The 24015-nt window shown below is 64.1% G+C and carries 21 protein-coding genes and 1 riboswitch; of the genes, 7 read left to right on the top strand and 14 right to left on the bottom strand.

The features are described from left to right. Nucleotides 1-116: 116 nt before the first annotated feature. Genes HBF25_RS05230 through HBF25_RS05240 form a run of 3 tightly spaced genes read right to left on the bottom strand, consistent with a single transcriptional unit; the run spans nucleotide 117 to nucleotide 2327 of the window. Nucleotides 117-1091 carry a FecR family protein gene (locus HBF25_RS05230; RefSeq protein WP_166946872.1) on the bottom strand — a complete coding sequence of 325 codons (975 nt, stop codon included), beginning with the start codon at nucleotides 1089-1091 and terminating at the stop codon, nucleotides 117-119. Beyond that, nucleotides 1088-1624, bottom strand: a complete 537-nt coding sequence (locus HBF25_RS05235; protein WP_341778044.1) for an RNA polymerase sigma factor — start codon at nucleotides 1622-1624, stop codon at nucleotides 1088-1090. Before HBF25_RS05235 ends, HBF25_RS05230 begins: the two co-directional genes overlap by 4 nt. A 1-nt stretch (nucleotide 1625) precedes the next feature. Further along, on the bottom strand, nucleotides 1626-2327 hold the full coding sequence (locus tag HBF25_RS05240; RefSeq protein ID WP_166946874.1) for an STN domain-containing protein: 702 nt from the start codon (nucleotides 2325-2327) through the stop codon (nucleotides 1626-1628). A gap of 180 nt (nucleotides 2328-2507) precedes the next feature. On the opposite strand from HBF25_RS05240, the gene HBF25_RS05245 reads away from it, so the two are divergent. Then, on the top strand, nucleotides 2508-2861 hold the full coding sequence (locus HBF25_RS05245; RefSeq protein WP_166946875.1) for a hypothetical protein: 354 nt from the start codon (nucleotides 2508-2510) through the stop codon (nucleotides 2859-2861). A gap of 4 nt (nucleotides 2862-2865) precedes the next feature. On the opposite strand, the gene gspD is transcribed toward HBF25_RS05245, so the two are convergent. Both gspD and gndA read right to left on the bottom strand, forming a co-directional pair. Then, nucleotides 2866-5244, bottom strand: a complete 2379-nt coding sequence (gene gspD, locus HBF25_RS05250; protein WP_166946876.1) for a type II secretion system secretin GspD — start codon at nucleotides 5242-5244, stop codon at nucleotides 2866-2868. 178 nt (nucleotides 5245-5422) lie between these two features. Next, entirely contained in the window at nucleotides 5423-6886 is a 1464-nt protein-coding gene (gene gndA, locus HBF25_RS05255; RefSeq protein WP_208392415.1) for an NADP-dependent phosphogluconate dehydrogenase, read from the bottom strand. A gap of 108 nt (nucleotides 6887-6994) precedes the next feature. On the opposite strand from gndA, the gene HBF25_RS05260 reads away from it, so the two are divergent. The 4 genes from HBF25_RS05260 to ykgO all read left to right on the top strand — a co-directional run bounded on the left by HBF25_RS05260 (nucleotide 6995) and on the right by ykgO (nucleotide 9882). After that, nucleotides 6995-7714, top strand: coding sequence for a CoA transferase subunit A (locus HBF25_RS05260; RefSeq protein WP_166946877.1), 720 nt, complete (start codon nucleotides 6995-6997; stop codon nucleotides 7712-7714). 12 nt (nucleotides 7715-7726) lie between these two features. Beyond that, the gene (locus HBF25_RS05265) at nucleotides 7727-8362 is read left to right on the top strand and encodes a CoA transferase subunit B (protein WP_166946878.1); all 636 of its coding nucleotides are present in this window, start codon (nucleotides 7727-7729) and stop codon (nucleotides 8360-8362) included. Between the two features lie 391 nt (nucleotides 8363-8753). Then, nucleotides 8754-9668, top strand: a complete 915-nt coding sequence (locus tag HBF25_RS05270) for a LysR substrate-binding domain-containing protein (RefSeq protein WP_166946879.1) — start codon at nucleotides 8754-8756, stop codon at nucleotides 9666-9668. An 88-nt stretch (nucleotides 9669-9756) separates the two neighbouring features. After that, nucleotides 9757-9882: a type B 50S ribosomal protein L36 gene (gene ykgO / locus HBF25_RS05275; RefSeq protein ID WP_029213509.1), complete on the top strand. Its 126-nt coding sequence runs from the start codon at nucleotides 9757-9759 to the stop codon at nucleotides 9880-9882. A gap of 183 nt (nucleotides 9883-10065) precedes the next feature. Here ykgO and HBF25_RS05280 read toward each other — a convergent pair whose 3' ends face one another. The 4 genes from HBF25_RS05280 to HBF25_RS05295 form a co-directional block, all read right to left on the bottom strand. Beyond that, nucleotides 10066-11904, bottom strand: a complete 1839-nt coding sequence (locus HBF25_RS05280; protein WP_166946880.1) for a tetratricopeptide repeat-containing diguanylate cyclase — start codon at nucleotides 11902-11904, stop codon at nucleotides 10066-10068. After that, nucleotides 11858-12157 (bottom strand): hypothetical protein, encoded by a 300-nt coding sequence (locus tag HBF25_RS05285; protein ID WP_166946881.1) that lies wholly within the window; start codon nucleotides 12155-12157, stop codon nucleotides 11858-11860. The genes HBF25_RS05280 and HBF25_RS05285 overlap by 47 nt, the downstream gene beginning before the upstream one ends. 149 nt (nucleotides 12158-12306) lie before the next feature. Then, a complete protein-coding gene (locus HBF25_RS05290; RefSeq protein ID WP_166946882.1) occupies nucleotides 12307-13074 on the bottom strand; it encodes an SAM-dependent methyltransferase in 768 nt (255 codons plus the stop codon). 53 nt (nucleotides 13075-13127) lie between these two features. Then, on the bottom strand, nucleotides 13128-14768 hold the full coding sequence (locus HBF25_RS05295; RefSeq protein WP_166946883.1) for an OFA family MFS transporter: 1641 nt from the start codon (nucleotides 14766-14768) through the stop codon (nucleotides 13128-13130). A 160-nt stretch (nucleotides 14769-14928) separates the two neighbouring features. On the opposite strand from HBF25_RS05295, the gene HBF25_RS05300 reads away from it, so the two are divergent. Further along, nucleotides 14929-15729, top strand: a complete 801-nt coding sequence (locus HBF25_RS05300; protein WP_166946884.1) for a hypothetical protein — start codon at nucleotides 14929-14931, stop codon at nucleotides 15727-15729. 82 nt (nucleotides 15730-15811) lie between these two features. Here the strand turns inward: HBF25_RS05300 and greA are convergent, their stop codons facing one another. From greA to carA, 3 genes are read right to left on the bottom strand one after another with little or no spacing between them, the layout of a single operon-like run. Continuing rightward, nucleotides 15812-16294, bottom strand: coding sequence for a transcription elongation factor GreA (gene greA / locus HBF25_RS05305; protein ID WP_166946885.1), 483 nt, complete (start codon nucleotides 16292-16294; stop codon nucleotides 15812-15814). Further along, complete coding sequence (gene carB / locus HBF25_RS05310; protein ID WP_166946886.1) at nucleotides 16291-19518, bottom strand: carbamoyl-phosphate synthase large subunit; 3228 nt, start codon at nucleotides 19516-19518, stop codon at nucleotides 16291-16293. Before carB ends, greA begins: the two co-directional genes overlap by 4 nt. A 51-nt stretch (nucleotides 19519-19569) precedes the next feature. Beyond that, entirely contained in the window at nucleotides 19570-20709 is a 1140-nt protein-coding gene (gene carA, locus HBF25_RS05315) for a glutamine-hydrolyzing carbamoyl-phosphate synthase small subunit (RefSeq protein WP_166946887.1), read from the bottom strand. 215 nt (nucleotides 20710-20924) lie between these two features. On the opposite strand from carA, the gene HBF25_RS05320 reads away from it, so the two are divergent. Further along, nucleotides 20925-21608, top strand: a complete 684-nt coding sequence (locus HBF25_RS05320; RefSeq protein ID WP_166946888.1) for a 2OG-Fe(II) oxygenase — start codon at nucleotides 20925-20927, stop codon at nucleotides 21606-21608. 208 nt (nucleotides 21609-21816) lie between these two features. Here the strand turns inward: HBF25_RS05320 and HBF25_RS05325 are convergent, their stop codons facing one another. Together HBF25_RS05325 and dapB are read right to left on the bottom strand one after the other, a co-directional pair. Next, complete coding sequence (locus HBF25_RS05325) at nucleotides 21817-22824, bottom strand: sodium:calcium antiporter (protein WP_166946889.1); 1008 nt, start codon at nucleotides 22822-22824, stop codon at nucleotides 21817-21819. Between the two features lie 15 nt (nucleotides 22825-22839). Next, nucleotides 22840-23039, bottom strand: a riboswitch (yybP-ykoY riboswitch). Between the two features lie 100 nt (nucleotides 23040-23139). Further along, entirely contained in the window at nucleotides 23140-23934 is a 795-nt protein-coding gene (dapB, locus tag HBF25_RS05330) for a 4-hydroxy-tetrahydrodipicolinate reductase (RefSeq protein WP_166946890.1), read from the bottom strand. Nucleotides 23935-24015 lie beyond the last annotated feature (81 nt).

A 24015-nucleotide genomic window follows, 5' to 3' on the forward strand; every position in this document is an offset into this window, starting at 1 on the left:
TCGTGTAGCCACTTGAAAACTTCCCCTGTCGATCCGTTTGCCCACAAGACGCCTGGGCGCGGGTGGCACTGAACCGTTGTCACGAAAAATTCATCGTTCCAGCGGTTCCTTCCCTGTCAGCTCAGCAACACCCAGTCACCAGGAAGATGTGTAACGTGCGCGCCATAGGCGTCATGGATGAGCGATGCGACATCCGCCATCTGGTCGAGCGTGAAACGTGCATGCACACGACGCTCGCCCAGCGTGCGATCGGTGATCACGATGCGCCCGTGGCGGTAGCGATTGATATCGGCGACGACATCCGCCAGCGGCTGGTTGTCGTAGATGAGTACGCGCTGGCGCCAGGCGAAGGCCGTGTCGGGATTGACTGCCACGGGCTGCGTCATGCCCGAGGCATCGAGCGCTACCTGCTGCGAAGGCTTTACCAGTGTCCTGGCGACGCCCCGCTCCAGCACCGTCTCTCCATCAAGGCAGGTCACCGACGACACGCCGTCGACACAACGTACTGCGAAGGAGGCTCCCGGCGACGAAAGGACACGTGCGTCGTCGAGTTCGACGACGAACGGCGCGGCGCGTGCCGCATCGATACGGACCATGGCCTCGCCTTCGCGCAGGCGCATCCCCGTGACATGGCCTGCGGACTTGTTCAGGCCGATGGCGGTATCCGTATTCAGTTCAACGTCCACGCCGTGGCTGACCTGGACCTCTTTCTGTTCACCCACCGCGGTACGCAACCCCGGCTCGCTCCCCATGACACCCGCACCCAGGCCATAGCGCACGAAGGCGATGGCAGCCACCGAGGCGGTGACGGCGGTGCTGATGAACATGCGACGCCCCATGCGCACGCCATGCCGGGGCGCGGGACGATCACCCCGGCCGGGCGTGCGGTTCCGGTGCTCGATGGCAGGACCCAGGTCCTCCCACAGGCGTCGCGCATGCGCGAACGCCTCGGCATGCTGCGGACTGGCAAGGCACCAGCGCCGGAAGGCCTCACCGTCCTCGGTGGTCGCCGTGCCCGACGTCAGGTGTACGAGCCAGGCACGCGCCTGGCGCTCGCTCTCGTGGCTGGTGGTCGTCTCCATATCCGTCATGACGGTTCTCCGGCACCCGGACCGAACCGCTGAACGGACTTACGTCCCACTTTTTCGGCACAAGTATCGAGTGCTTTTTTCAGTTCCTTGCCGACCATCCTCACCGAGATACCGAAACGGGCCGCGATATCAGCCTGCGGCAGTTCATCGATACGCGCGGCAATGAGGATTTCGCGCTGCCGGCGAGTGAGGGCATCGAGTGCGTGGGACAGCGCTTCCAGATCCTGCCGGGAGGCGAGCACGGCCTGAGGGTCCAGTGGATCGTCCACCGACTGGATCAGGTCGTCCACCTCTTCGCCCGTCAGCAGGCGGCCGTGGGACCGGTGATGGTCCACTGCCATGTTCAGCGCCATGCGAAACAGGTAGCCCGTGGGATGCGTGGCTCGGACTTCCGTGGGCCCGAGCTTTTCCACGCGCAGGTAAGTCTCCTGCATGACGTCATCCACGAGGTCGTCCGAGCGCAGGCGTCTGCGCAGCCGTCGACGAAAATCGTCGTAGTTGTCGAGGAACACTCCCAGGAGGGACGTCTCCACGTCAGCCGCCTCCCGTGCAACGCCGGGCCCCATCGGGCGACGGCGCGACCAGGACTGTCACAGGATTGAAACGGCGGGTCACCGATGGCAAGTGCACGCCCATCAATGCCTGCACCACCATCGCATCGCGATCGTCATTGCCGGACGGTGCCAGAGCAGCGACCTCGACGATGGCGCCCCCGTCATCGACCCAGAGCTGCATGGCCTGGCGCCAGGCGCCAGGCATGGTCTTCTTGTGGGCGCACAACGCATGTTCGATCGCACGCTGGATCGCTTGCGCACGCGTGCCGTCGATGTCCGGTGCGACATCGCGCGCACCCCGTGCGGATGGCGGCTCTCCATCGGCCGGCTGCGATACATGGGCTGCGGTGACCGTGAAGGCATTCATCGAGGCGAACTGCGCTTCAAGCCCCGTATCCACGAGGAGGATACGCAGCGCATCGCGCGGATCGACATTACCGTGCACTCCGTGTGTGGAGAGCGATGCGACCAGCGCATCGTCGAACAGCACGGCGATGCCAGTGGCTTCACTGAATGCGCGCAACGCCTTCGCAAGCGGTTGTGCATCGATGTCGAAGCGCGCTGGCGCATGCGTTTCATCCGACCCCTGTGGCTTCGCCGTCGAGGACCCGTCCTGCGCCATGCATGGCTGCACCGCAATGAGGAACATGCACGCGACGAGCGCGATAACGCTGCGTGCCACGGCCATTCCTCGCGCAGGGACTTACGGGTCTCGTTCGGGCCGAAGGCTAGGCGCGGCAAATGACACAACGGCGCATGTTTCGTGACAGAAAAGGCTACGAAAACATGACAAGCCTGCCGTAACATCACGATGCCATGGGGCGCGCCATAATCCGGCCATTCGCCTGCATGGAGCATGCATATGCATATTCGGCAATTATTTATCGGCGCGATTCTGCTGGCCGCCACGGCGACTCATGCGCAACACGTGGTGCAGTTGCCCGGGGTCAGCGCCACGGCCTCGCCAGAGGGCTGCGTGTCGCCGGCAAGCGCAGGCAGCGCCGCGCTCTCCTATAGCTGCCTGACCCGCCTGGTGACGGCGGAAGCGACGCCCAAGGCGCCGGAGATCCCGGGCGCCGATATCTCGAAACGACCCAGCAACACCCTGGGCCTTTACAACGCCAGCAGCCTGCAGAACCGGATGGGCCCCAACCTGGGCATCTCGGTGCAGCCTTACCGGCCGAAGCTGGTGTATCCCAACCCGCTCGGCCGGTAGCCCGTCAGTGCATGGGTGCCGTCACAGTAGGCTGGCCGCTGCCCAGCCTGGCAGGCACGGGCGTGGCCGGCGCTGCGGTTTCCTGCAGAGGGCGCAGTGACTCGAACTTCTGCTGATACTCGTCCGTGACCTGCTTGGCTTCCTCGCCGTTGGTGACCACGCGCGGGGTGATCAGCACGATCAGCTCGGTGCGGTTGCGGTTGCGTGAGGTGGTGCCGAAAAGCCTGCCGAAGATAGGAATGCGGTTGAGACCGGGGATGCCGGTGTCCGTGGTGCCTTCGTTCTGCTGGATCAGACCGCCCAGCAGCACGGTCTGCCCGGTCTGCACCGCCACCTGGGTTGCGACTTCGCGCTGGTGAATCGTCACGTTGCCATTGGCTGCCGTGGCCGTATCGGCCGCGCTCACCACCTGGCTGATGTTCATATAGACCAGGCCACCGGGATTCACGCGCGGACGCACGTTGAGGATCACGCCGGTGTCCTTGTATTCCACCTGGCCCACCGTGTTGTCGGTGTTGGCGCTGGTGTTGACGAAGGTCTGCGTGATCGGAATCTGGTCGCCGATCTGGATGTGCGCCTTCTGGTTGTTCATCACCACCAGCGACGGCGCGGATAGCGTCTTGGTGTTGCCGCTGGTTTCCATTGCCCTGAGTGCGACAGCAATGTTCTTGTTGACGAAGGAGTAATAGAACGAATCACCCGGACCGCTGGCACTGTCCGGTGTATAAGTCAGTCCGCCGTTGCCCAGCGCGACCTGGCGCTCACTGGGATGTCCCGGCGTCGTCGTGGTACCTCCCGCCAGGCCCTCCAGGTACCACTGCACGCCGAAACGGAAGTTACCCGTGAGATTCACTTCGAGGATGCGGGTTTCGATCTGCACCTGCAGCGGCACGGTATCCAGGCGCTTGATGGCCTGCTCGATCTCGTTCCACTGCGACGGACGGCAGCGCACCATGAGCTGGTTGCTGCCATCCACCGCGGTGATGCGCACGCCATCTTCGGTGGTGATGGGGCCGCTGCGCTGCTTGCGGTTGGCATCGAGGTCGTCGAAGCCACTGCCCGAAAAGCCGCCACCCGCCGCGCCATAGGAGGAACCACTGCTGCCGTTCGACGAACTGCCGAATCCGTTGCTACCCGAACTGCCGAACGAGCTGGAGCCCGACGACGAGCCAAAGGACGACGAAGACGACGAACTGTTGCCGAAGGAGCCCGTCGTGCTTCCAAGCCCGGAGCCGCCACGGTTGCCGAGATCGCTGTCACCGCCGACCGTGCCGGAATTGAGCCCCGGGCCGACACGGCCGCCACGATCGGAGGAGCCGCCGCTACCTGAACCGCCACCGTAGATGCCCGCAAGGTAATCGGCCAGGTCGGCGGCCTGGATATTGCGCACGTCGTACACGTATAGCTCGGGCTCGTTGCCGCCGCCGCTGTCGATGCGATCGATCCAGCCCTTAACCTCTTCCAGGTATTCCGACTGCGGGCTGATCACCACCAGGGAATTGGTGCGCTCGATCGGGATGAAGCGCAACAGGCCGGCCATGGGCGTGTTGCCCTTCTCGCCGAAAAGCTTGTCGAGCGTCGGGGTGAGGTCCTTGACCTCGGCGCGCTTGAGCGCGAACACACCCACGGACATGCCCTTGAGCCAGTCCACGTCGAAGGTCTTGATCGTGCGATCGTAGTTTTCCAGCTCGCTGCCCGTGCCGGCCATGACCAGCACGTTGCGGGTGGCGTCGGCCAGCAGGGTGGCATCGGCCCGCGCAAAGGGCTTGATGAGCTTCTGCATCTCGGTGGCCGAGATGTAATGCAGGGGATAGAGCCGGGCCTGCAGGCCACCTACCGGTGCCGTGGCGCCCATGCTGGGCACGACGTTGCCCGGCACGGCGTCTTTCGCGGGCATCACCACGTAGCGATCGTTCGTGCGTACCAGCGCATTGTTGGTCCAGGACAGCAGCGTCTCGAGGATGGGCAGCGCCTGGTCCTCGGTGACCGGCTGCGACGTGGAGAACGACACGTTGCCCTGCACGCCCGGCACGATGGAATAGTTCTCGTGCAGCAGGTCGCCCAGGATGGCCTTCACCACCGACTCGACCGGCTGGTTCTCGAAATTGAAGGTCACGGTGCCGGCGCCCTCGGCGGCCGGCTTCGGCTTGGCCAGCCCTACCGGCTTGACGAACTCGCCCGTGCCGTTGGTGATCTGGGGCGGAACGATGCCCGTTGCCGTCGGGTTGGTGTTGGGCATGATGCGCGGCTTCGGCGCCGGCTTCTCGGTGCCCGCCATGGCTTCGCGCTGCAATGCACCGTCATCGCTTGGCTGCGGCAGCGTCGAGCAACCGGCAAGCGCGACCGCTAGCGCCGTGGCGCCGATCAGCGAACTTCTGAGCATGGAACAACGTACTCCCTCGTTGACGCGGCCCCGTCGCCGCTCCTTTCGGCGAAACGCCGAATTGCCCAACTCTATAGGGAGGTTTGCTACCAGCGCTAGCACCATGCTGCGCAAGCGCGACGCAATTCCGCTCCGATGTGGCAGGACGCGGCGCGCAAGGCCGCGTCCCCACATGGCGTCAGGCCTGCGGCGTGGCCCATTCCAGATGGAAACTGCCCTTCTCGTCCACCCGCTCGAAGGTGTGCGCACCAAAGAAATCGCGCTGGGCCTGGATGAGATTCGCGGGCAAGACCGGTGCCCGGTAGCTGTCGTAGTACGCAATGGCGGCGGAGAAACCGGGTACCGGAACCCCCGCCTTCACGGCGGCGGAAACCACGTCACGCAGCGAAGACTGGTAATCCCGCGCGATATCGCGGAAATACGGGCTCAGCAGGAGATTCTTCAATGCCGCATCGTGGTCGTAGGCATCGGTGATTTTTTGCAGGAAGCGTGCACGGATGATGCAGCCGGCCCGGAAGATCTTCGCGATCGCGCCGTAGTGCAGGCTCCACCCGTGTTCTTCCGATGCGGCGCGCAACTGCGCAAAACCTTGCGCATAGGAAATGATCTTGCTCATGTAGAGCGCCTTGCGCACGGCTTCGACGAAGGCCTTCGTGTCCTTCACGGGCGCCACATCCGCAGGTCCCGCAAGCGCCTTGCCTGCCTCGACGCGCTCGTCCTTCATCGACGAAAGCACGCGCGCGAAGACCGATTCGGTGATGAGGGTCAACGGCACGCCCAGGTCAAGCGCACTCTGGCTGGTCCACTTGCCGGTGCCTTTCTGCGCTGCCTTGTCCAGGATCACGTCGACCATGGCCTTGCCGGTGCGATCGTCCTTGCGGGCGAAGATCTTCGCGGTGATCTCGATCAGGAAACTGTCCAGTTCGCCTTCGTTCCATTCCCGGTAGACCGCCGCCAGATCGTCGTTGGACAGCCCGGCCACATGCTTGAGCACGGCGTAACTTTCTGCGATCAACTGCATGTCGCCGTATTCGATGCCGTTGTGCACCATCTTCACGTAGTGACCCGCTCCGTCCGGGCCGATCCAGGTGACGCAGGGCTCGCCATCGGGTGCCTTCGCGGCGATCTCCGTGAGGATCGGCGACACGAGGTCGTAGGCGTCGCGCGGGCCGCCGGGCATGATCGACGGTCCCTTGAGCGCACCCTCCTCGCCACCGGAGACGCCGGTGCCGATGAAGTGCAGGCCATCCTTTGCCAGCTCCTCGCCGCGCCGGATGGTGTCCTTGAAGAAGGTGTTGCCGCCGTCGATCAGGATGTCACCCTTGTCGAGCAGGGGGCGCAGCTCCTCGATCACCGCATCGGTGCCCTTGCCCGCCTGCACCATCAGCAGGATGCGGCGCGGCTTCTCCAGCGAATCCACGAATTCTTCCAGGCTGGAGGTAGGCACCAGCCTGCGCCCCTTGCTCTGCGCCATCACCTCGTCCGTCCGGGCCTGGGTGCGGTTGTAGATGGATACCGCGTGACCACGGCTTTCGATGTTCCAGGCCAGGTTGCGCCCCATCACGGCCATGCCGATCACGCCGATCTTCTGCTTGCCCACGTCGTCACCTCTTGAGGGTTTCGGTAAGGAAATGAATGCCATCCATCATCCGACCATGCACCAGGGGACAGCCACGGAATGTGACGACGGTCGGCTATGATGGGCGGCGAACCGGCGGCCGGACCGCGCGGATTTGGACTGGAAGGACGCATGAACCAGGTGAAGTCGCACAAGCGCGACAAGCGTGTCGCCACCGCCCGCGAGGCGCTGGCTGGCCTCGTGGCCGATGGACAGACGATCGCCGTAGGAGGCTTTGGCCTCTGCGGCATCCCCGAACTGCTGATCGAGGCGCTGCGCGACTCGGGCGTGAAGGGCCTCACCGCGGTCTCCAACAACGCCGGCATCGACGGCGTGGGCCTGGGCCTGCTGCTGGAAACCCGCCAGATCCGCAAGATGGTCTCGTCGTACGTGGGCGAAAACAAGGAATTCGAGCGCCAGTTCCTGGCCGGCGAGCTGGAAGTGGAATTCACCCCGCAGGGCACGCTCGCCGAGAAGCTGCGCGCCGGCGGTGCCGGCATCCCGGCCTTCTTCACCCGCACCGGTTACGGCACCCAGGTGGCCGAGGGCAAGGAAACCCGCGAGTTCGACGGCAGCATGTACGTGATGGAACGCTCCATCGTGGCCGACGTGGCCCTGGTCAAGGCGTGGAAGGCCGATCCGTCGGGCAACCTCGTATTCCGCAAGACCGCGCGCAACTTCAACCCCATGGTCGCCACGGCCGGCAAGGTCTGCGTGGCCGAAGTGGAAATCATGGTGGACATCGGCGAACTGGACCCGGACCAGATCCATACCCCGGGCATCTACGTCGACCGCATCGTGCTCAATCCCGCGCCGTCCAAGCGCATCGAACAGCGCACCGTGCGCGCCTGAAGGAGACCCACCATGGCCTGGAACCGTGAACAGATGGCGCAACGCGCCGCGCTGGAACTCTCCGACGGCGATTACGTGAACCTCGGCATCGGCCTGCCCACCCTGGTCGCCAACCACCTGCCCGACGGCGTGGACGTGTGGCTGCAATCCGAAAACGGCCTGCTCGGCATCGGCCCCTTCCCGACCGAAGACGAAGTGGACGCCGACCTCATCAACGCCGGCAAGCAGACCGTGACCGCCCGCCCGGGCGCATCGTATTTCTCCAGCGCCGATTCCTTCGCGATGATCCGCGGCGGCCACGTGGACATCTCGATCCTCGGCGCCATGCAGGTCACCCATGAAGGCGATATCGCCAACTGGATGGTGCCCGGCAAGATGGTCAAGGGCATGGGCGGCGCCATGGATCTCGTGGCCGGCGTGAAGCGCGTGGTGGTGGTGATGGAGCACACCGCGAAAGACGGCTCGCCGAAGATCCTGCAGGAATGCAGCCTGCCCCTCACCGGCAAGGGCGTGGTCGACCGCATCATCACCGACCTGGCGGTGTTCGACGTCACCCCGGAGGGCCTGGTCTTGATCGAGTTGGCGCCGGACGTGGACGAGAATCAGGTGCGCGCCAGCACGGAGTGCGATTTCGTTTCGAAGGTCTGAGGGATCGGGTCACCCGGGCTTCGGTGCGGGTGGCGCGGTGCTTTGTGTACTGCCGGGTTACCGGTCGCGCGCAGGCGCGCTCCTACAGAGCGGCTGTTGTAGGAGCGCGCCTGCGCGCGACCGGCGAAGCCGAAAACACACCGCCAAACTCACCGCACAAAAAAGCCCCGGTCTCTCGACCGGGGCCTGGAAAGAAAGTCGCCCTGCGGGAGACGCCTCAGCATGGGCCTCGGGGGGGAGGTAGGCCAGATGCCGGATATTAGCGTCGCCGCAGGGCGAGGGACCTACCGACCCAGGGGGAGGGGTTGGTGGTAGGTCGAGGTGAATCATAGATTTCCTAGGAAATGTTCGCCAATATATCTTTCAGCGATCACTTATACGAAAATCGACTATGTTCGATCTGCGCCAACTGCGCTACTTCATCGAGGTAGCGGAAACCCTGAGCTTTACCCAGGCCGCCCAGCGCCTGCATATCTCGCAGCCACCCCTGTCCCAGCAAATCCTGGCCCTGGAGGCCGATCTCGGCGTGCGCCTGCTGGACCGCAACCGCCGTCGCGTGGCCCTGACCGAGCCCGGCCGCCTGTTCCTGCTCGAGGCCAAGGCCATCCTGGCCCGGGCCGAGACGGCCCGCACGGTCGTGGCCGAGGCAGCCGCCGGATTCACGGGTCAGCTGAAGCTGGCCTACGCCACCTCCGTATCCTTCCATCCTGCCCTGCCGGAAACCTTGCTCCGCTTCACGCAATCGGCTCCCGGGGTCAGCCTGCACCTGGGCGAGATGCCCACCAAGGCCCAGTACGACGCGATTCTCAGCGGACAGCTGGACCTGGGCCTGCTCCGCGCTCATCCGGAAGGCATCGCCAACGCCCGCCAGCTCAACGTCGAAGTCATCGACCACGAGCCGCTGGTGGTCGCCCTGCCCGCCCGTCATCGTCTGTCCGGGCGGGAATCGGTGCGCATGGAGGAACTGGCGAACGAGCGCTTCGTGGCGCCGCCGCGCGGCCAGGCCGCCACCCTGATCGATCGCCTGAGCCTGCTCGCCGACAAGGCCCGTTTCCGTCCCAATATCCGCCAGGAGGCCCAGCAGATCCCTTCCCTGCTGCCCCTGGTGGCCGCAGGGCTCGGCCTGGCCCTGGTGCCGGCCTCGCTGCGTACCGTGCGGCTGGAAGGCGTGACCTTCGCGGCCCTGGACGATCCGGAGGCTTATCTGTTGCTGGCGGTGGCCAGTCGCGTCGACAATACGTCCCCCGTGCTGGAAAGTTTCCTGCGCACGGTGCGCGAGGCCCGCAGCGCTCTCGGCACCTCATGAAAGACGAATCAATCCGAGGGCTTGCGTGACCCTCGCAGTATCGCTACAATTTCGTTTTTCCTTGTCTGCAATATCTCAGGAGCTGGCCGTGAAGGTGCTTTCCTCTTTGAAGTCCGCGAAGTCGCGTCACCGTGACTGCAAAGTCGTGCGCCGTCGCGGCAAAGTGTTTGTGATCTGCAAGAGCAACCCGCGCTTCAAGGCTCGTCAGCGCTGATTTCAGCTGCGATGGGTTGTTAAAAAAGGCCGCGAAAGCGGCCTTTTTTTATGGGTGTTGTTTGGGAATCTTCCGGGGTGTGGCCTTGTGCAGGTAACGGTCGCGCGCGAGGCGCGCTCCTACAAGGCTACGAATACCTTGTAGGAGCGCGCCTTGCGCGCGACCGCTCCGATTTCCACGACATCACCCCCGCGCCTCACTGGGCACATAAGGCGAATCCGGAATATCCCCCGTATCGCCCACCATGACGCAATTGCGCCCCGCACGCTTCGCGCGATACAGCGCGGCATCGGCCACCACCAGCAAACGGTGCAGTTCAAAGCCGCATTGCAGGGTCGAAGCCACGCCAAAACTGGCCGTCACCTGAAGATTGGGTAGCGACTCCGTCGCCGACGTGGCGGCGATCGACAAGCGCAGCTGCTCGGCGCGCGCACGCGCCTGCGTGGCACTGCAATCGGGCAACAGCACCGCGAATTCCTCGCCGCCCAGCCGCCCGAACACATCACAGGCATGCAATGCCCGCCTGCACACGTCCACGGCCCGCTTCAGCGTTTCGTCGCCCACGGCATGCCCGTACGTGTCGTTGACGTTCTTGAAATGATCCAGGTCGAACAGGATCAGGCAGGCGCCGCGGTCGGAACGCGCACCGTAAGCAAGCACGCGCTCGGACTGGTCGACGAAATGCTCGCGATTGCTGATGCCGGTCAGGCCGTCGCGCCGCGCCAGCTTCATGAAACGCAGCTGGGAGCGTCGCAACCAAAGCAAAAGCCATCCGATCGCCACCATGCACACCAGCAGCACGAAGATGTAGAGGCGCCCGGTTTCCACGTCCTTGCGCGCCAGTGCGCCCGTCAGTCGAAGGATTTCGTTCTGCTTGTTGAGCGCATCGACTTCGGATTTGCGCGCCAGCAATTGCTGGTTGACGATCTGGAACGCAAGGCTCCGGGCGCTGATATCGTCTATGTAGGCCTTGTCGGCGGCCATGAATTGCTCGTGGTAGGTCAGTGCAGCACTGATGTTGCCCAGCCGCTGTTCCACCTGATACAGCACTTCATAGGCTATGCGACGTGAATCGGTGAATTCGTTGCGGATGGCCACGGACGCCGCGGACATTGCCGAACGCCGTGCCTCGGGCAATTGCCCCAGCTTCAGATACGACTGCGCGAGCGTCGCGTCGACCTCGGCCAGCAGCACCGGATAATTGAGCGCACGCATGGCATCGCGATACGTGGTCAGCAGTTTGACGGCGTCCGCCGGGCGACCATGCGTGAGGTAGAACGTCGCGATGTCGGAGCGCATCGCATGGGCAAACACTTCATCACTGGGGCCCGTGCAGCTGGCCAGGGCCTTTTCGAACATCGGGTCGAGCACATCCAGATGGCCGCCCTCGCGACGCGCGCGGATCAGGTGCTGGGCCCCCTTGCAGATCGACTCCCCCGGAGGCGGGTCGGCCATCATGGCGCGTGCGTAAGCTTCGGCCTGTTCGTCCTGGCCTGCCGAACTCAGCAACTGCGACGCCTCGCCCTGCCCCTGGAAACGTGCCCTGTGGTCGCGAATGGAAGGCAACATCTCCTGCAGCTTTGCCAGCCGCTGGAACGCCTGCTCGTAGCGGTGCCCGTTGCCCAGCAGGTTGATCAGCGTAGCCGTGGCGCGGAAGCGCAGCACGGTGTCGGGCGAGTTATCGGCCACATCTTCGAGCAGGGCGCGGCCCGTGTCGTAATCACCGATCCACGTGGCACGCCAGCCGCGCAGGAAGTGCAGCATCGAAAGGTCTCGCGGTGAAAGTGTCTTCTCCACCGCGCCAAGCTCTTGAAGCAGGCGACTGAAGCGCCCTTCATCACCGGTCTTGACCGCATCGGCCTCGGCCAGCATCGCAGCCGGCGTGACCGGCGTGTCGCTGGCATGCACAGCAACACCCGGCACCAGCCACCCGGCAATCACCAGGCAGCAGAGACAGGCCAGTTGCCTCACGGCGTCATTGGGGCGATTCCGCCGGCGCGGGATCATCGGTGGATGGCTCATGCCCTGGCTCCTCTTCCCTGGATGGCGGCACTTCGACATTGTCGGGTGGCGGCTCCTCTCCCATCTGCGTTTCAAAGTAGGCACGCTGCCCCAGCAATGCGCGAAGGGTAGCGCCATCGCGGGCCCTCAGCACCTCTGCCGTAGGTGGATCGAATCCCGCCCCCTCCAGTGCCCGGTCATACCCGTCGCCACGCGCATGGCGCAGCGACGCTTCACGACCGACACGGGCCAGGAACTCGATGACATTGCCCATATACCCTTGTATCCCCGGGGCGACGGCGACCCGGCGCCCAACCGCGCGTCGCACCTCCCCTCGAGGACGATCGCCACTTGATGATATCGCCTGCACCGCCGCCGGGAGTAGTAGGCCTTCTGGCCGGGCCGGCCGGAATGTGAAGCCGATCAAGTGCCTGCGTCGGCCGACAGCCTGCGCAGGCGAGCCAGGATGCTTGCGTTTACATGGAGATCTGCGCAAGGCGGGATGACCAGGGTATGACTGGTGCCGAAATCGGCCTCCGGCAACGCGCGCAATGGCAAACGCATGATCTGCGGACCATCCACGGGCAGCACGGGCGCCCGGTAAAGAATGACCTCGTGGTCTGCCGGCACGTCCTGGCAAAGCACATCGACTAGAACCTGTCGGTATGCCCTTCCCGTCGTCCGCTGGCGCAGGGTCACGTCACCCACGAGGCCGACCTGCCACAGGATGAGCCACGCCGAGGTATCGAAGCGACGACCATAAAGCAGGAACTGGGTCGCCTCGTAATGCTGGCAGCCGACACTGCCGGGGTCGATGCCGAGATCGGCATACAGGCAGTCCGATGCGGAAATGCCCGGCTCCATATGCGCGGGATAGCCTTCGGCAAGTGCCTGCCGGATGCACTCATGGGAAGCGGAAACGAAGATGCCCGGATGACCGTAGAACACAGCACATACCCGTCGCCCGGCCCTGACCTCTGTGAGAATGACATCGACCATGTGCGCATAGGTTTCCGTGCGCGGCTTGTCCTCGGCATAGAGCGGTTGCAGGCTGCGCGCGTCCGGGTGCATGGCGATGATCCAGCGCTCTACCAGTGCATCGGATACCGCCACGAAGACGACGTCCGCACCTTCGATTTCGCTGCGTGCCAGCGGCGTGAGATGCGAACCGAGCATCATCCCGACGCCCACGCAAACCAGACTTCCCGTCACCGAAACACCCCCTGCACTGCCAACGATTTCCGTTATAGCAGCGCGGCAGCCTTCTGCAAGGCAATCCATACGCCAATCAGGAAAGGTATGCCCACGGCCAGCCACGCGACGATTCCCAATGCTCCTAGCGGGCCGCGCGCGGCGGCGGCCAGAGTTGCCTCGGAGGCCATCGCCTCGTGCTGCATCGAGCGCTCCCTCTGGAGCTGCGCTTCGCTCATGTGGTGACGTGAATCCACGGGGCGCACCAGCAGGTTGCAGACCAGACCGACCAGCAGCAGCCCGGCGAGAATGTAGAGCGTGCGATCGTAGACGAGATTCTTCGGCACGCCGGCGCCGAGCTGGGATTCGCGGATGCTGGCGATCAGTACCGGCCCGATGACGCCCGCCACGGACCAAGCGGTCAGGAGGCGACCATGGATGGCGCCTACCATCTGGGTTCCGAAAATATCCGCCAGATAGGCGGGCACGGTGGCGAAACCGCCGCCGTACATCGAAAGGATCACGCAGACCGTAATGACGAAGAGCGCCGCCATGCCGAAGTGGCCGAGGCTGGGCAGCAGGCAGTAGAGCACGATGCCAAGGATGAAGAAGATGGCGTAGGTCAGCTTGCGCCCCAGCACATCGGACGCCGACGCCCAGAACAGACGACCCACGCTGTTGAACAGGCTGACCAGCCCCACCAGACCGGCCGCCGCCGCGGCAATCGCCGCCTTCTGCGCAGCGGTGAGTTCAACGGCCGGGCCCACGCCCAGCAGTCGTCCACCGAAGACGTCCTGCAACATCGGGCTAGCCATGGAGATCACCCCGATGCCCGCCGTGACGTTCATGCACAGCACGCCCCAGATGAGCCAGAACTGCGGCGTCTTCCAGGCACGGTCGAGATGCACATGACCGCGCGTCACCATGGGGAGCGCCCGGCTATACGTACCGGGCTCCCATCCCGCAGGCTTCCACCCCGCCGGCGGCACGCGGAAGCCAAAGGCGCCCAACGACATGACCACGAAATACAGGACGCCCATCACGACAAGGGTCACCGCAACGCCCGCAACCTCACCCTGGCGGAACACCTCCATAAGTTTCACGGCAATCGGCGCCCCGATCATGGCGCCGCCACCGTAGCCCATGATGGCAAAGCCCGTGGCAAGCCCTCGTCGGTCCGGGAACCACTTGATCAGGGTGGATACCGGCGTGATGTAACCCAGGCCCTGCCCTATGCCACCCAGCAGGCCACAGCCGAGGTAGACCAGCCAGAGCTGGTGGACCGCGACGCCAATCCCTCCGATCACGAGGCCGCCACCCCAGAAACAGGCGGCGATGAATCCTGCCTTGCGTGGCCCGGCGTGCTCCAGCCAGCCGCCCCAGATGGCGGCAGCCAGCCCCAGCATGGCGATGAAGGTCTCGAAGACATGGTTGACCGACGGCACCGTCCAGTTGCACGTGGAGGTGGTGAGCTGGTCGATGAACCCCTGGCTGGCACAAGCGGCCGCATCCGCGCCGGGAACCAGTTTCGTCATGGGCAGCCAGAAGACGGAAAACCCGTAGGCCATGCCGATGCACAGGTGGATGGCCAGCGCGGCAGGCGGTACCAGCCAGCGGTTGAAAGAAGGCCCTGCGATGGTGCGCTCACGTGCCAGTGGCCCCGTCACACGGCCATCCGTTCTTGCTGCGCCCATATCCACCCCCGCAGATTCGGCTACCTTGCGGGCATATTAGAGGTCTGCCTGCCGATTTGCAGTGCCCCGCCAGCAAGCAGCAGTATCAACCCTTCTACAACACGAACTCTCGCCTACCTGTCATCCTGCCCACGGCACTCAACGACTCCAGGGAACGGCAATGGGCTACGAGAAAATGGTCGTCATTTTCATCGACATCGTTGGATCAAGGGACATCACGGGCTTCGAGAAGAAATACGCGATACATCGCCTTTTCCATTCCAGCGTACGGGAGAGCCAGGAGCGCCAGGCTTCTGATTCGCACTCGTATGTCGCGTACGACCGCAAGCTCTTCAGTTTTTCGGACTGCGCATACATCACCTACTTTCACAAGCCCGGCCTTCCCGCTGAAAAACGCAGCGACGAGCAGTTATTGCATGTTGCTCTCTTCAATACGTCGATATTGGCCTTGAGGCTGGCACGCCACGGCTATCGTGTCCGGGGTGGCGTGACGCTGGATGACGCTTTCGTCGATTCCGATGGATGCTTCGGCCCTGCAATCAATGAGGCCTACCGGCTGGAATCGAAGGACGCGAACTACCCGAGAATCCTGCTATCCGAGGAAGCGGGCAAGCTACAGCACGATTTCGAGACACGAAATCAGTCAGAGGAATCCGTCGCACTCATGAACAAGCTGGTGCGTGACTGGACTCCACGGATCGTGAATCAGGACGATGAGGACAAACGCTTTTACCTGAACATCTTCTACATGCTGGAGATGGAGCGCACACTGAGTTACGACGGTGATGAGTTCACCCTTGAAGATGTAAGAGACGTGTTGATGGAAAAGATCCAGGACGAACGCATCCAGCACCAGAACGATAAACGCAAGACGGAGCAGATCGAGTGGTTCGCCAGCTATCTATCCAGAGCTAAATGCAGCCTTAGAACCGGACAGTACTCGTACAGCACCACCCTTTAGATGCGCGCCATCAATTCTCGGCACCGGGCAGAAAAAACGCCCCATAAGGGGCGTTTTTTCACCACGGCATGACGCAACGAAATCAGCTGTAACGCACGCCCTTGATCTCGTAGCTCTTCACGCCGTTCGGCGCCGTGAAGTCGAACTCGTCGCCTTCGCTCTTGCCGATCAGTGCACGCGCGATCGGGGAAGACACGGCGATAAGGTTCTTCTTGATGTCCGCTTCCACGTCGCCCACGATCTGGTAGGTGACTTCCACCTCGGAGTCCAGATCCACCAGTTCGACGATGGCGCCGAACACGATGCGCGAACCGACGCCAAGACGCTCGGTATCGATGACTTCCGAATTCGACAGCGCGGCTTCCAGCTCCGCGATGCGGCCTTCGTTGAAGCCATGCTCTTCGCGCGCCGCGTGGTACTCGGCGTTTTCCTTCAGGTCACCGTGCGCACGCGCCTCGGCCACCGCGGCGATGATCGCCTGGCGCTTCGGGCCTTTGAGGTGTTCCAGCTCGGTACGCAGGCGGTCGGCGCCCTTCTGGGTCATGGGTGGACGTGTGCTGCTCATGCATGAAGCTCCTTGTGCAGTTCCTGCAGGCTGTTCACTTCCGGGTTCGTGTGGAAGTCGAGCGAGTGCACCAGGGCACGCGCACCTGCGACGGTCGTGGAATACGTGACACGCTGTTGCAAGGCTTCGCGACGGATGGAGAAGGAGTCAGAGATGGCCTGCTTGCCTTCCGTCGTGTTGACGATATAGACCACTTCGCCGTTCTTGATGAGATCGACGATGTGCGGACGACCTTCGAGCACCTTGTTGATGCGCTCGCAGGCAACGCCGTTGTCCTGCAGGAACGTGGCCGTGCCCGCCGTGGCGACGATGACATAGCCGCGATCGGCCACGTCCTTCGCGATGGGCAGCAGGCGGTCCTTGTCGGCGTCACGCACCGACATGAACACCTTGCCCTTCGGCGGGGCCTTGATGCCGGCGGCGTCGTGGCCGCGCGCGAAGGCGGCGCCGAAGGTGCGACCCACGCCCATCACTTCGCCCGTGGAACGCATCTCGGGGCCGAGGATCGGATCGACGTTCTGGAACTTCAGGAACGGGAAGATGGCTTCCTTCACCGAGTAGTACGAAGGGATGATTTCCTTCGTGGTGCCCTGCTCCACCAGCGTGCGACCGGCCATGGCGCGCGCGGCGATCTTCGCCAGCGACATGCCGGTGGCCTTGCAGACGAAGGGCACCGTGCGCGAGGCGCGCGGATTCACTTCGAGGATGAACACGTCGTCGCCCTGGATGGCGAACTGCGTGTTCATCAGGCCGATGACCTTCAGTTCCTGCGCCATCAGCTTCACCTGGCGACGCATTTCGTCCTGCACTTCCTGCGAGAGCGAGTACGGCGGCAGCGAGCACGAGGAATCGCCCGAGTGCACGCCGGCTTCCTCGATGTGCTCCATGATGCCGCCCACGAGCACGTTGCCCTCGGCGTCGGCGACGATGTCCACGTCCACTTCCACGGCGTGGTCGAGGAAGCGGTCGAGCAGCACCGGCGACTCGTTGGACACCTGCACGGCCTCGCGGATGTAGCGCGAGAGGTCGGCATCGGCGTAGACGATTTCCATGGCACGGCCACCGAGCACGTAGCTCGGACGCACCACCAGCGGGTAGCCGATCTCGCGAGCCAGGGCCAGCGCTTCGTCGGCGTTGCGCGCCGTGCGGTTCGGCGGCTGCTTGAGATCCAGCTTCTGGATCATCTTCTGGAAGCGCTCGCGATCTTCCGCCAGGTCGATCGAGTCGGCGCTGGTGCCGATCACGGGCACGCCGGCAGCTTCAAGCGCACGGGCGAGCTTGAGCGGGGTCTGGCCGCCGTACTGCACGATGACGCCCTTCGGCTTTTCGAGGTCGACGATCTCCAGCACGTCTTCGAGCGTGAGCGGCTCGAAGTACAGGCGATCGGAAGTGTCGTAGTCGGTGGAGACGGTTTCCGGGTTGCAGTTGACCATGATGGTTTCGAAACCATCCTCGCGCAGGGCGAGAGCCGCGTGCACGCAGCAGTAGTCGAACTCGATGCCCTGGCCGATGCGGTTCGGACCGCCACCCAGCACGATGATCTTGTTCTTGTCGGTCGGGTTCGCCTCGCACTCTTCCTCGTACGTGGAATACATGTACGCGGTGGTGGTGGCGAACTCGGCGGCGCAGGAATCCACGCGCTTGTACACCGGGCGCACGCCCAGCGTGCGACGCAGGTGACGCACGGCGCCTTCGTCGGTACCGACCAGCTCGGCCAGGCGCGCATCGGAGAAACCCATGCGCTTGAGCTCGCGCATGCGCGGCTCGTCCAGCGCGGTGAGGCCCTGGCGCTGCACTTCGCCTTCGGTCATCACGATGTCTTCGAACGCGGCGAGGAACCACGGATCGATGCGGGTCAGGTCGTGCACTTCTTCCAGCGACAGGCCGGCGCGGAAGGCATCGGCCACGTGGAACACGCGGTCCGGACGCGGCTCGCGCAGTTCGCGCTTGAGCGTCTGGAAGCCTTCTTCGCTGCCGATGTCCAGGCCGGTGGGGTTGAGACCGGTCTTGCCGATTTCCAGGCCGCGCAGGGCCTTCTGCATCGATTCGTGGAAGGTGCGGCCCATGGCCATCACTTCGCCCACCGACTTCATCTGCGTGGTGAGGCGGGCGTCGGCCGCCGGGAACTTCTCGAAGGCGAAGCGCGGGATCTTGGTGACGACGTAGTCGATGGACGGCTCGAACGACGCCGGGGTGAGGCCACCGGTGATGTCGTTGCGCAGTTCGTCCAGCGTGTAGCCGACGGCGAGCTTGGCGGCGACCTTGGCGATCGGGAAGCCGGTGGCCTTGGAAGCCAGCGCCGACGAGCGCGACACGCGCGGGTTCATCTCGATGACGACCACGCGGCCGTCTTCGGCGTTGATGCCGAACTGCACGTTGGAGCCACCGGTGTCCACGCCGATCTTGCGCAGCACCGCGATGGATGCGTTACGCAGGCGCTGGTATTCCTTGTCGGTGAGCGTCTGTGCCGGGGCAACCGTGATGGAGTCGCCGGTGTGCACGCCCATCGGATCGAAGTTTTCGATCGAGCACACGATGATGCAGTTGTCCGCCTTGTCGCGGACCACTTCCATCTCGAATTCCTTCCAGCCCAGCACCGACTCTTCGACCAGCACTTCGTGCGTGGGCGAGAGTTCGAGGCCGCGACCGACGATCTCGACGAATTCTTCCTTGTTGTAGGCGATGCCGCCACCGGAGCCGCCGAGGGTGAAGCTCGGGCGGATGATGGTCGGGAAGCCGACGGTGGTCTGGATTTCGAGCGCCTGCTCCATGGAGCGGGCCACGGCAGCCTTGGGGCATTCCAGGCCGATGTCGGCCATGGCCTTGCGGAACAGGTCGCGGTCTTCGGCCATGCGGATGGCTTCGCGCGACGCGCCGATCAGCTCCACGCCGTACTTTTCGAGCACGCCGTTGTCGGCGAGATCGAGTGCGCAGTTGAGGCCGGTCTGGCCGCCCATCGTGGGCAGCACGGCGTCCGGGCGCTCCTTGGCGATGATGCGCTCGACGGTCTGCCAGTTGATCGGCTCGATGTACACCGCATCGGCGGTGTCGGGGTCGGTCATGATCGTCGCCGGGTTCGAATTGACCAGGACGACGCGGTAGCCCTCTTCCTTCAGGGCCTTGCAGGCCTGGGCGCCGGAATAGTCGAACTCACAGGCCTGACCGATGACGATCGGGCCGGCGCCAATGATGAGGATGGTCTTTAGATCGGTGCGCTTTGGCATGGTATCTCTCGCAAATCGAAGGCTGGATGGAAGGCAGGGGCGTGCGGCGTGTTACGCCTGCTTCGCCTTGTGCGCTTCCAGCGCGGCGATGAACGTGTCGAACAGGTAGCCGACGTCTTCCGGACCCGGGCTGGCTTCCGGGTGACCCTGGAAGCAGAACGCCGGGCGATCGGTGAGGGCGAAGCCCTGCAGCGAGCCGTCGAACAGCGAGGTGTGGGTGACGCGGACGTTGGCCGGCAGCGTCGCGGGATCCACGGCGAAGCCGTGGTTCTGCGAGCTGATCAGCACGCGGCCGGTGTCGTGGTCCTTCACCGGATGATTCGCGCCGTGATGGCCGAACTTCATCTTCAGCGTTTTCGCGCCGATGGCGAGGGCCATGATCTGGTGACCGAGGCAGATGCCGAAGGTGGGAATCTTCGTGTCGAGAATCTGCTTCGTGGCCTCGATGGCGTAGTCGCAGGCAGCCGGATCGCCCGGGCCGTTGGCGAGGAACACGCCATCCGGATTCATGGCGAGCACTTCCGAGGCCGGCGTCTGCGCCGGAACCACGGTGATATCGACGCCGCGACCGGCGAGCAGGCGCAGGATATTGCGCTTCACGCCGAAGTCGTAAGCCACCACGTGGAATTTCTTCGGCGCGTTGTAGAAGGCCTGGCGGTCGAGGTCGTAGACGCCTTCGGACCACTGGTAGGTCTTCGTGGTGCTGACCACCTTGGCCAGGTCCATGCCGTTGAGGCCAGGGAAGCCCTTGGCCTTCGCCACGGCGGCGTCGGCATCGATGGCTTCACCGGCGACGATGCAGCCATTCAGGGCGCCCTTCTCGCGAAGGATGCGGGTGAGACGACGCGTGTCGATACCCGCGATGGCCACGATGTTGTGGCGCTCGAGGTAGTGCGGCAGGGGTTCCTGGCTGCGCCAGTTGCTGGCCAGACGGGGAACGTCGCGGACGATGAGGCCCGCCGCGTGGACACGGTCGGCTTCGACGTCGACTTCGTTGGTGCCGGTGTTGCCGATGTGCGGGTACGTCAGCGTGACGATCTGCTGGTTGTACGAGGGATCGGTCAGGATTTCCTGATAACCGGTCATGGCGGTGTTGAACACCACCTCACCGACGGTCTCACCGCGGGCACCGACCGAGTGGCCGAGAAAAACGCTGCCGTCTTCGAGAGCAAGCAGAGCAGGAGTACGCATGGGATGGCCGCCTTCAGGTGCAGCAAAGCCCGCAAGCCAGCGTTTAGCGGCTCGTGGGCCTTGGGGATAAGTAATCGTTGGGCGGGTAAGAATGATAGGCGCGAAGCCCTCTTCTGTCCACCATTTCAACCGTGAACGAGAGTACACGATTTGCCGCAGGAACAGCGGTCTGCCACGATACAATCGAACGAGGCATCACACGAGAACCACCCGCCATGCTGCTGGACCCTGCCCGCCTGGATCGTCCCGACACCGACATCCGGCATGAGCCGTTCTCGTTCATGATTGCGCACGGCCAGCTGCCCGACGAGGCCCGCCCGGAACTGGAGCGGGATTTCCCCCAGTATTCCAGCGCGGGGTTCTTCCCGTACGACGCCGGCGACTGCGGTCCGTCCGTGAACGAGCTGGTGGGGCAGATGACCTCACGGGCGTTTTCGGCAGCCATCGGGCGGCATCTGGGTATCGAGGGGCTTGAGAACTACCCTACCCTGGTCACGCTCTGCCGCCTGCTCAACCGCCGCCACGGCACGATCCATACCGACAGCAAGTCGAAGATCGCTACGGCGCTGATCTACCTGAATCCCCTGTGGCCGGACACCAGCGATGGCTGCCTGCGCTTTCTGAACTCCATCGACAACATCGACGACACGGTGGTGCCGGAGCTGAAGCCGCTGTACGGCGAGTTTGCCGTGTTCCGCCGCGCCGAGAATTCCTACCACGGCCACCTGCCCTACGAGGGGGAGCGCCGGGTGATCCAGGTGGCCTGGCTCACTTCCGAGGAAGAGAAGAACCGCAAGACCAAGCGCGGTAAATTCTCTCGGGTGTTCAAGAAGATCTTCGGCAAGCTGGATCGCCAGATGGGCGCCGGTCGCGACCGGAATGCGTCGCATCGGGATTGAGGTGCGAGGGTTTCGCTTCTGACGGGTCGCGCGCAATGCGCGCTCCTACATGGCGGCGTCATCGCTTTGGGCCGGTCGCGCGCAGGCGCGCTCCTACACAAGCCGCCCTGTAGGAGCGCGCCTGCGCGCGACCGGGCCGAAGCAGCATCTGTAGGAGCGCGCCTCGCGCGCGACCGGGGTAGCACAAACGCCCCATGCTCAGCGGCGCTCACCCCCGCCCGAAATACCACCCCACAAACACCGCAAACACGCCATAAAGCAGACCGATCGGCATCAGCCAGCGTGCCTCCACTGCCCCGCGACGGAACATCGCCCACAACGCCACCACCGCCACGGCGGTGATCACGCCAGCCACGATCAACGGCGTATCGAACAGCCACGGCGTGGCGAACAGCGCCAGCGAACTGGGAATAGTGGCCTGGATCATCATCGCGCCGGAAATGTTCGCCAGTGCCAGTCGCTCCTTGCCCTGCCGCACCCAGATCAGCGCATTGACCGTCTCGGGCAGTTCTGTCGCCACCGGACTCAGCACCAATGCCACGATATGCGGCGAAAGATGGAAGAACTCACCAAAGGCTTCCAGCTGCCAGACGAAGGTGCGCGAGGCGATGGCAATGACGAGCAAGGCCAGTCCGGTCTGCAACATCACCCATCCCATGGACGGATTGGCGTCGTTAGGGCGGAAAGTAAGCGCCTCCAGCTCCTCGTCCTCAGGAGCACTCGTGTCGTCACGCATCTCGCGCCAGACATAGAGGACATACGCCAGCAGAAAGAGCACGCCCAGCCAGGGCTTCCAGGCAAAGGCGATCAGGCCCAGTCCCACCTTCACCACGAAGATCGCCAGAAACCAGGACTGGTCGCGGGCCAGCCGCTTGTTGTCCACGCGCACCCGGGTATCCGGACGATTCAATCGCTTACGGCCCAGATATAAGGCAAATCCGACCACGGCATAGGCGATGGTGGCGAGCACCAGCGGGCCGCCGAGCGCAGCACCCACGCCGATGTCCCTGGCTTCCGGAGTCTTGCCGAACATCACGGCGACGAAGGTCACCGCGCTTTCGGGCAATGCCGTGCCGAAGGCGGCCAGCACCGTGCCGGTGGCCGTGGCGCCCAGGTTGAGCTTGCGCCCGAACCATTCCACGCCATTGACGAAGTATTCGCAGGCGAAATAGATAGCCCCGGCCGAAACCAGGAAAAGGAAGCATGTCAGCAGCATGATTCAGACAGGGCCGGGCGAGCGCGAAGAACCGATGGCACAACGACACCGCTCGCCCGGCCGGGTGAGCATGTCGAAGGCCAAAGGTCTCGCCGGGCCGGCGACGCACTCTCCATGCGTCGCTGCCGTTCGCGCCATGGGGCACAAGGCCACCAAGTCTGTTGACGCGAACTCCTCAGGGGGAAAGAGGATGGCTACTCCCCAATGACATCGGTGCGGATGCTACCACGATTTGTGTAGGAGCGCGCCTCGCGCGCGACTGGGCACGAAGCCGTGAGTTCATTACTCCAACCCGGTCGCGCGCAAGGCGCGCTCCTACACCTTGGCGGCGATGACGTCTTCGATGGTCCAGGCGCCCGGTGCACGGCCGGCCATCCAGGCGGCGGATTCGAGGGCGCCACGCGCGAAGATCGAGCGGTCAGTGGCGCGGTGGCCCAGCTCCACGCGCTCGCCCTGCCCCATCAGCAAGGCCTGGTGCTCACCGACGATGTCGCCGCCGCGCACCACGGCGAAGCCGATGGTGCCAGCCTTGCGTGCGCCTGGTCGGCCTTCGCGCGAATAGACGGCCAGTTCGTCCAGCGTGGCGCCGCGCCCGGCAGCTGCCGCGTGGCCGAGCGCAAGCGCCGTACCCGACGGGGCGTCTTCCTTGCGGTTGTGATGTGCCTCGACGATATCGAGGTCCCAGTTGGGCAGTGCGGCCGCCGCTTCGCGCAGCAGGCGCGTGAGTACGGCCACGCCGAGGCTGAAGTTGGCGGCGCGAAGCACGGCGATGCGTTCGGCGGCGTGGGTGAGGCGTGCTTCCTGCTCGGCTGAAAGACCGGTCGTGCCGGTAACGAGCGCCGCGCCACTGGCTTCGCAGTGATCGAGCGCCTGGTCGAGGCCCTCCGGGCCACTGAAGTCGATGACGACGTCGATGCCGGTTGCGTCGTTCCATGCGGAGAAGCGCAGCGGCGAAACATCGCCGTAGACGGCCTTGCCGAGGCGCGTGGATTTCGAAGAAACGATGGCCCGCACGAGTTCGAAGCGTCCGTCGTCGCGCACGAGATTGAGCAGCGCGAGGCCCATACGGCCGGAAGCACCGCTGATGGCGAGACGAATGGGGCGGGTCATGGGAAAGCCTTCTTATAAAATCGAAGGGCTATCCTAATGTAGGAGCGCGCCTTGCGCGCGACCGGGACGGGGCGTGCGGTT

The sequence above is a fragment of the Luteibacter anthropi genome (genome assembly GCF_011759365.1).
GTDB classification, from domain to species: Bacteria; Pseudomonadota; Gammaproteobacteria; order Xanthomonadales; family Rhodanobacteraceae; genus Luteibacter; species Luteibacter anthropi.

Coding starts and splice junctions, on each gene's coding strand:
- HBF25_RS05260 (WP_166946877.1), top strand. CDS start 6,995: ATGAACCAGGTGAAGTCGCACAAGCGCGACAAGCGTGTCGCCACCGCC.
- greA (WP_166946885.1), bottom strand. CDS start 16,294: ATGAGCAGCACACGTCCACCCATGACCCAGAAGGGCGCCGACCGCCTG.
- gndA (WP_208392415.1), bottom strand. CDS start 6,886: ATGGCATTCATTTCCTTACCGAAACCCTCAAGAGGTGACGACGTGGGC.
- HBF25_RS05300 (WP_166946884.1), top strand. CDS start 14,929: ATGGGCTACGAGAAAATGGTCGTCATTTTCATCGACATCGTTGGATCA.
- HBF25_RS05325 (WP_166946889.1), bottom strand. CDS start 22,824: ATGCTGCTGACATGCTTCCTTTTCCTGGTTTCGGCCGGGGCTATCTAT.
- carA (WP_166946887.1), bottom strand. CDS start 20,709: ATGCGTACTCCTGCTCTGCTTGCTCTCGAAGACGGCAGCGTTTTTCTC.
- gspD (WP_166946876.1), bottom strand. CDS start 5,244: ATGCTCAGAAGTTCGCTGATCGGCGCCACGGCGCTAGCGGTCGCGCTT.
- carB (WP_166946886.1), bottom strand. CDS start 19,518: ATGCCAAAGCGCACCGATCTAAAGACCATCCTCATCATTGGCGCCGGC.
- HBF25_RS05270 (WP_166946879.1), top strand. CDS start 8,754: ATGTTCGATCTGCGCCAACTGCGCTACTTCATCGAGGTAGCGGAAACC.
- HBF25_RS05230 (WP_166946872.1), bottom strand. CDS start 1,091: ATGACGGATATGGAGACGACCACCAGCCACGAGAGCGAGCGCCAGGCG.
- HBF25_RS05295 (WP_166946883.1), bottom strand. CDS start 14,768: ATGGGCGCAGCAAGAACGGATGGCCGTGTGACGGGGCCACTGGCACGT.
- HBF25_RS05280 (WP_166946880.1), bottom strand. CDS start 11,904: ATGAGCCATCCACCGATGATCCCGCGCCGGCGGAATCGCCCCAATGAC.
- HBF25_RS05320 (WP_166946888.1), top strand. CDS start 20,925: ATGCTGCTGGACCCTGCCCGCCTGGATCGTCCCGACACCGACATCCGG.
- HBF25_RS05245 (WP_166946875.1), top strand. CDS start 2,508: ATGCATATTCGGCAATTATTTATCGGCGCGATTCTGCTGGCCGCCACG.
- HBF25_RS05285 (WP_166946881.1), bottom strand. CDS start 12,157: ATGGGCAATGTCATCGAGTTCCTGGCCCGTGTCGGTCGTGAAGCGTCG.
- HBF25_RS05265 (WP_166946878.1), top strand. CDS start 7,727: ATGGCCTGGAACCGTGAACAGATGGCGCAACGCGCCGCGCTGGAACTC.
- dapB (WP_166946890.1), bottom strand. CDS start 23,934: ATGACCCGCCCCATTCGTCTCGCCATCAGCGGTGCTTCCGGCCGTATG.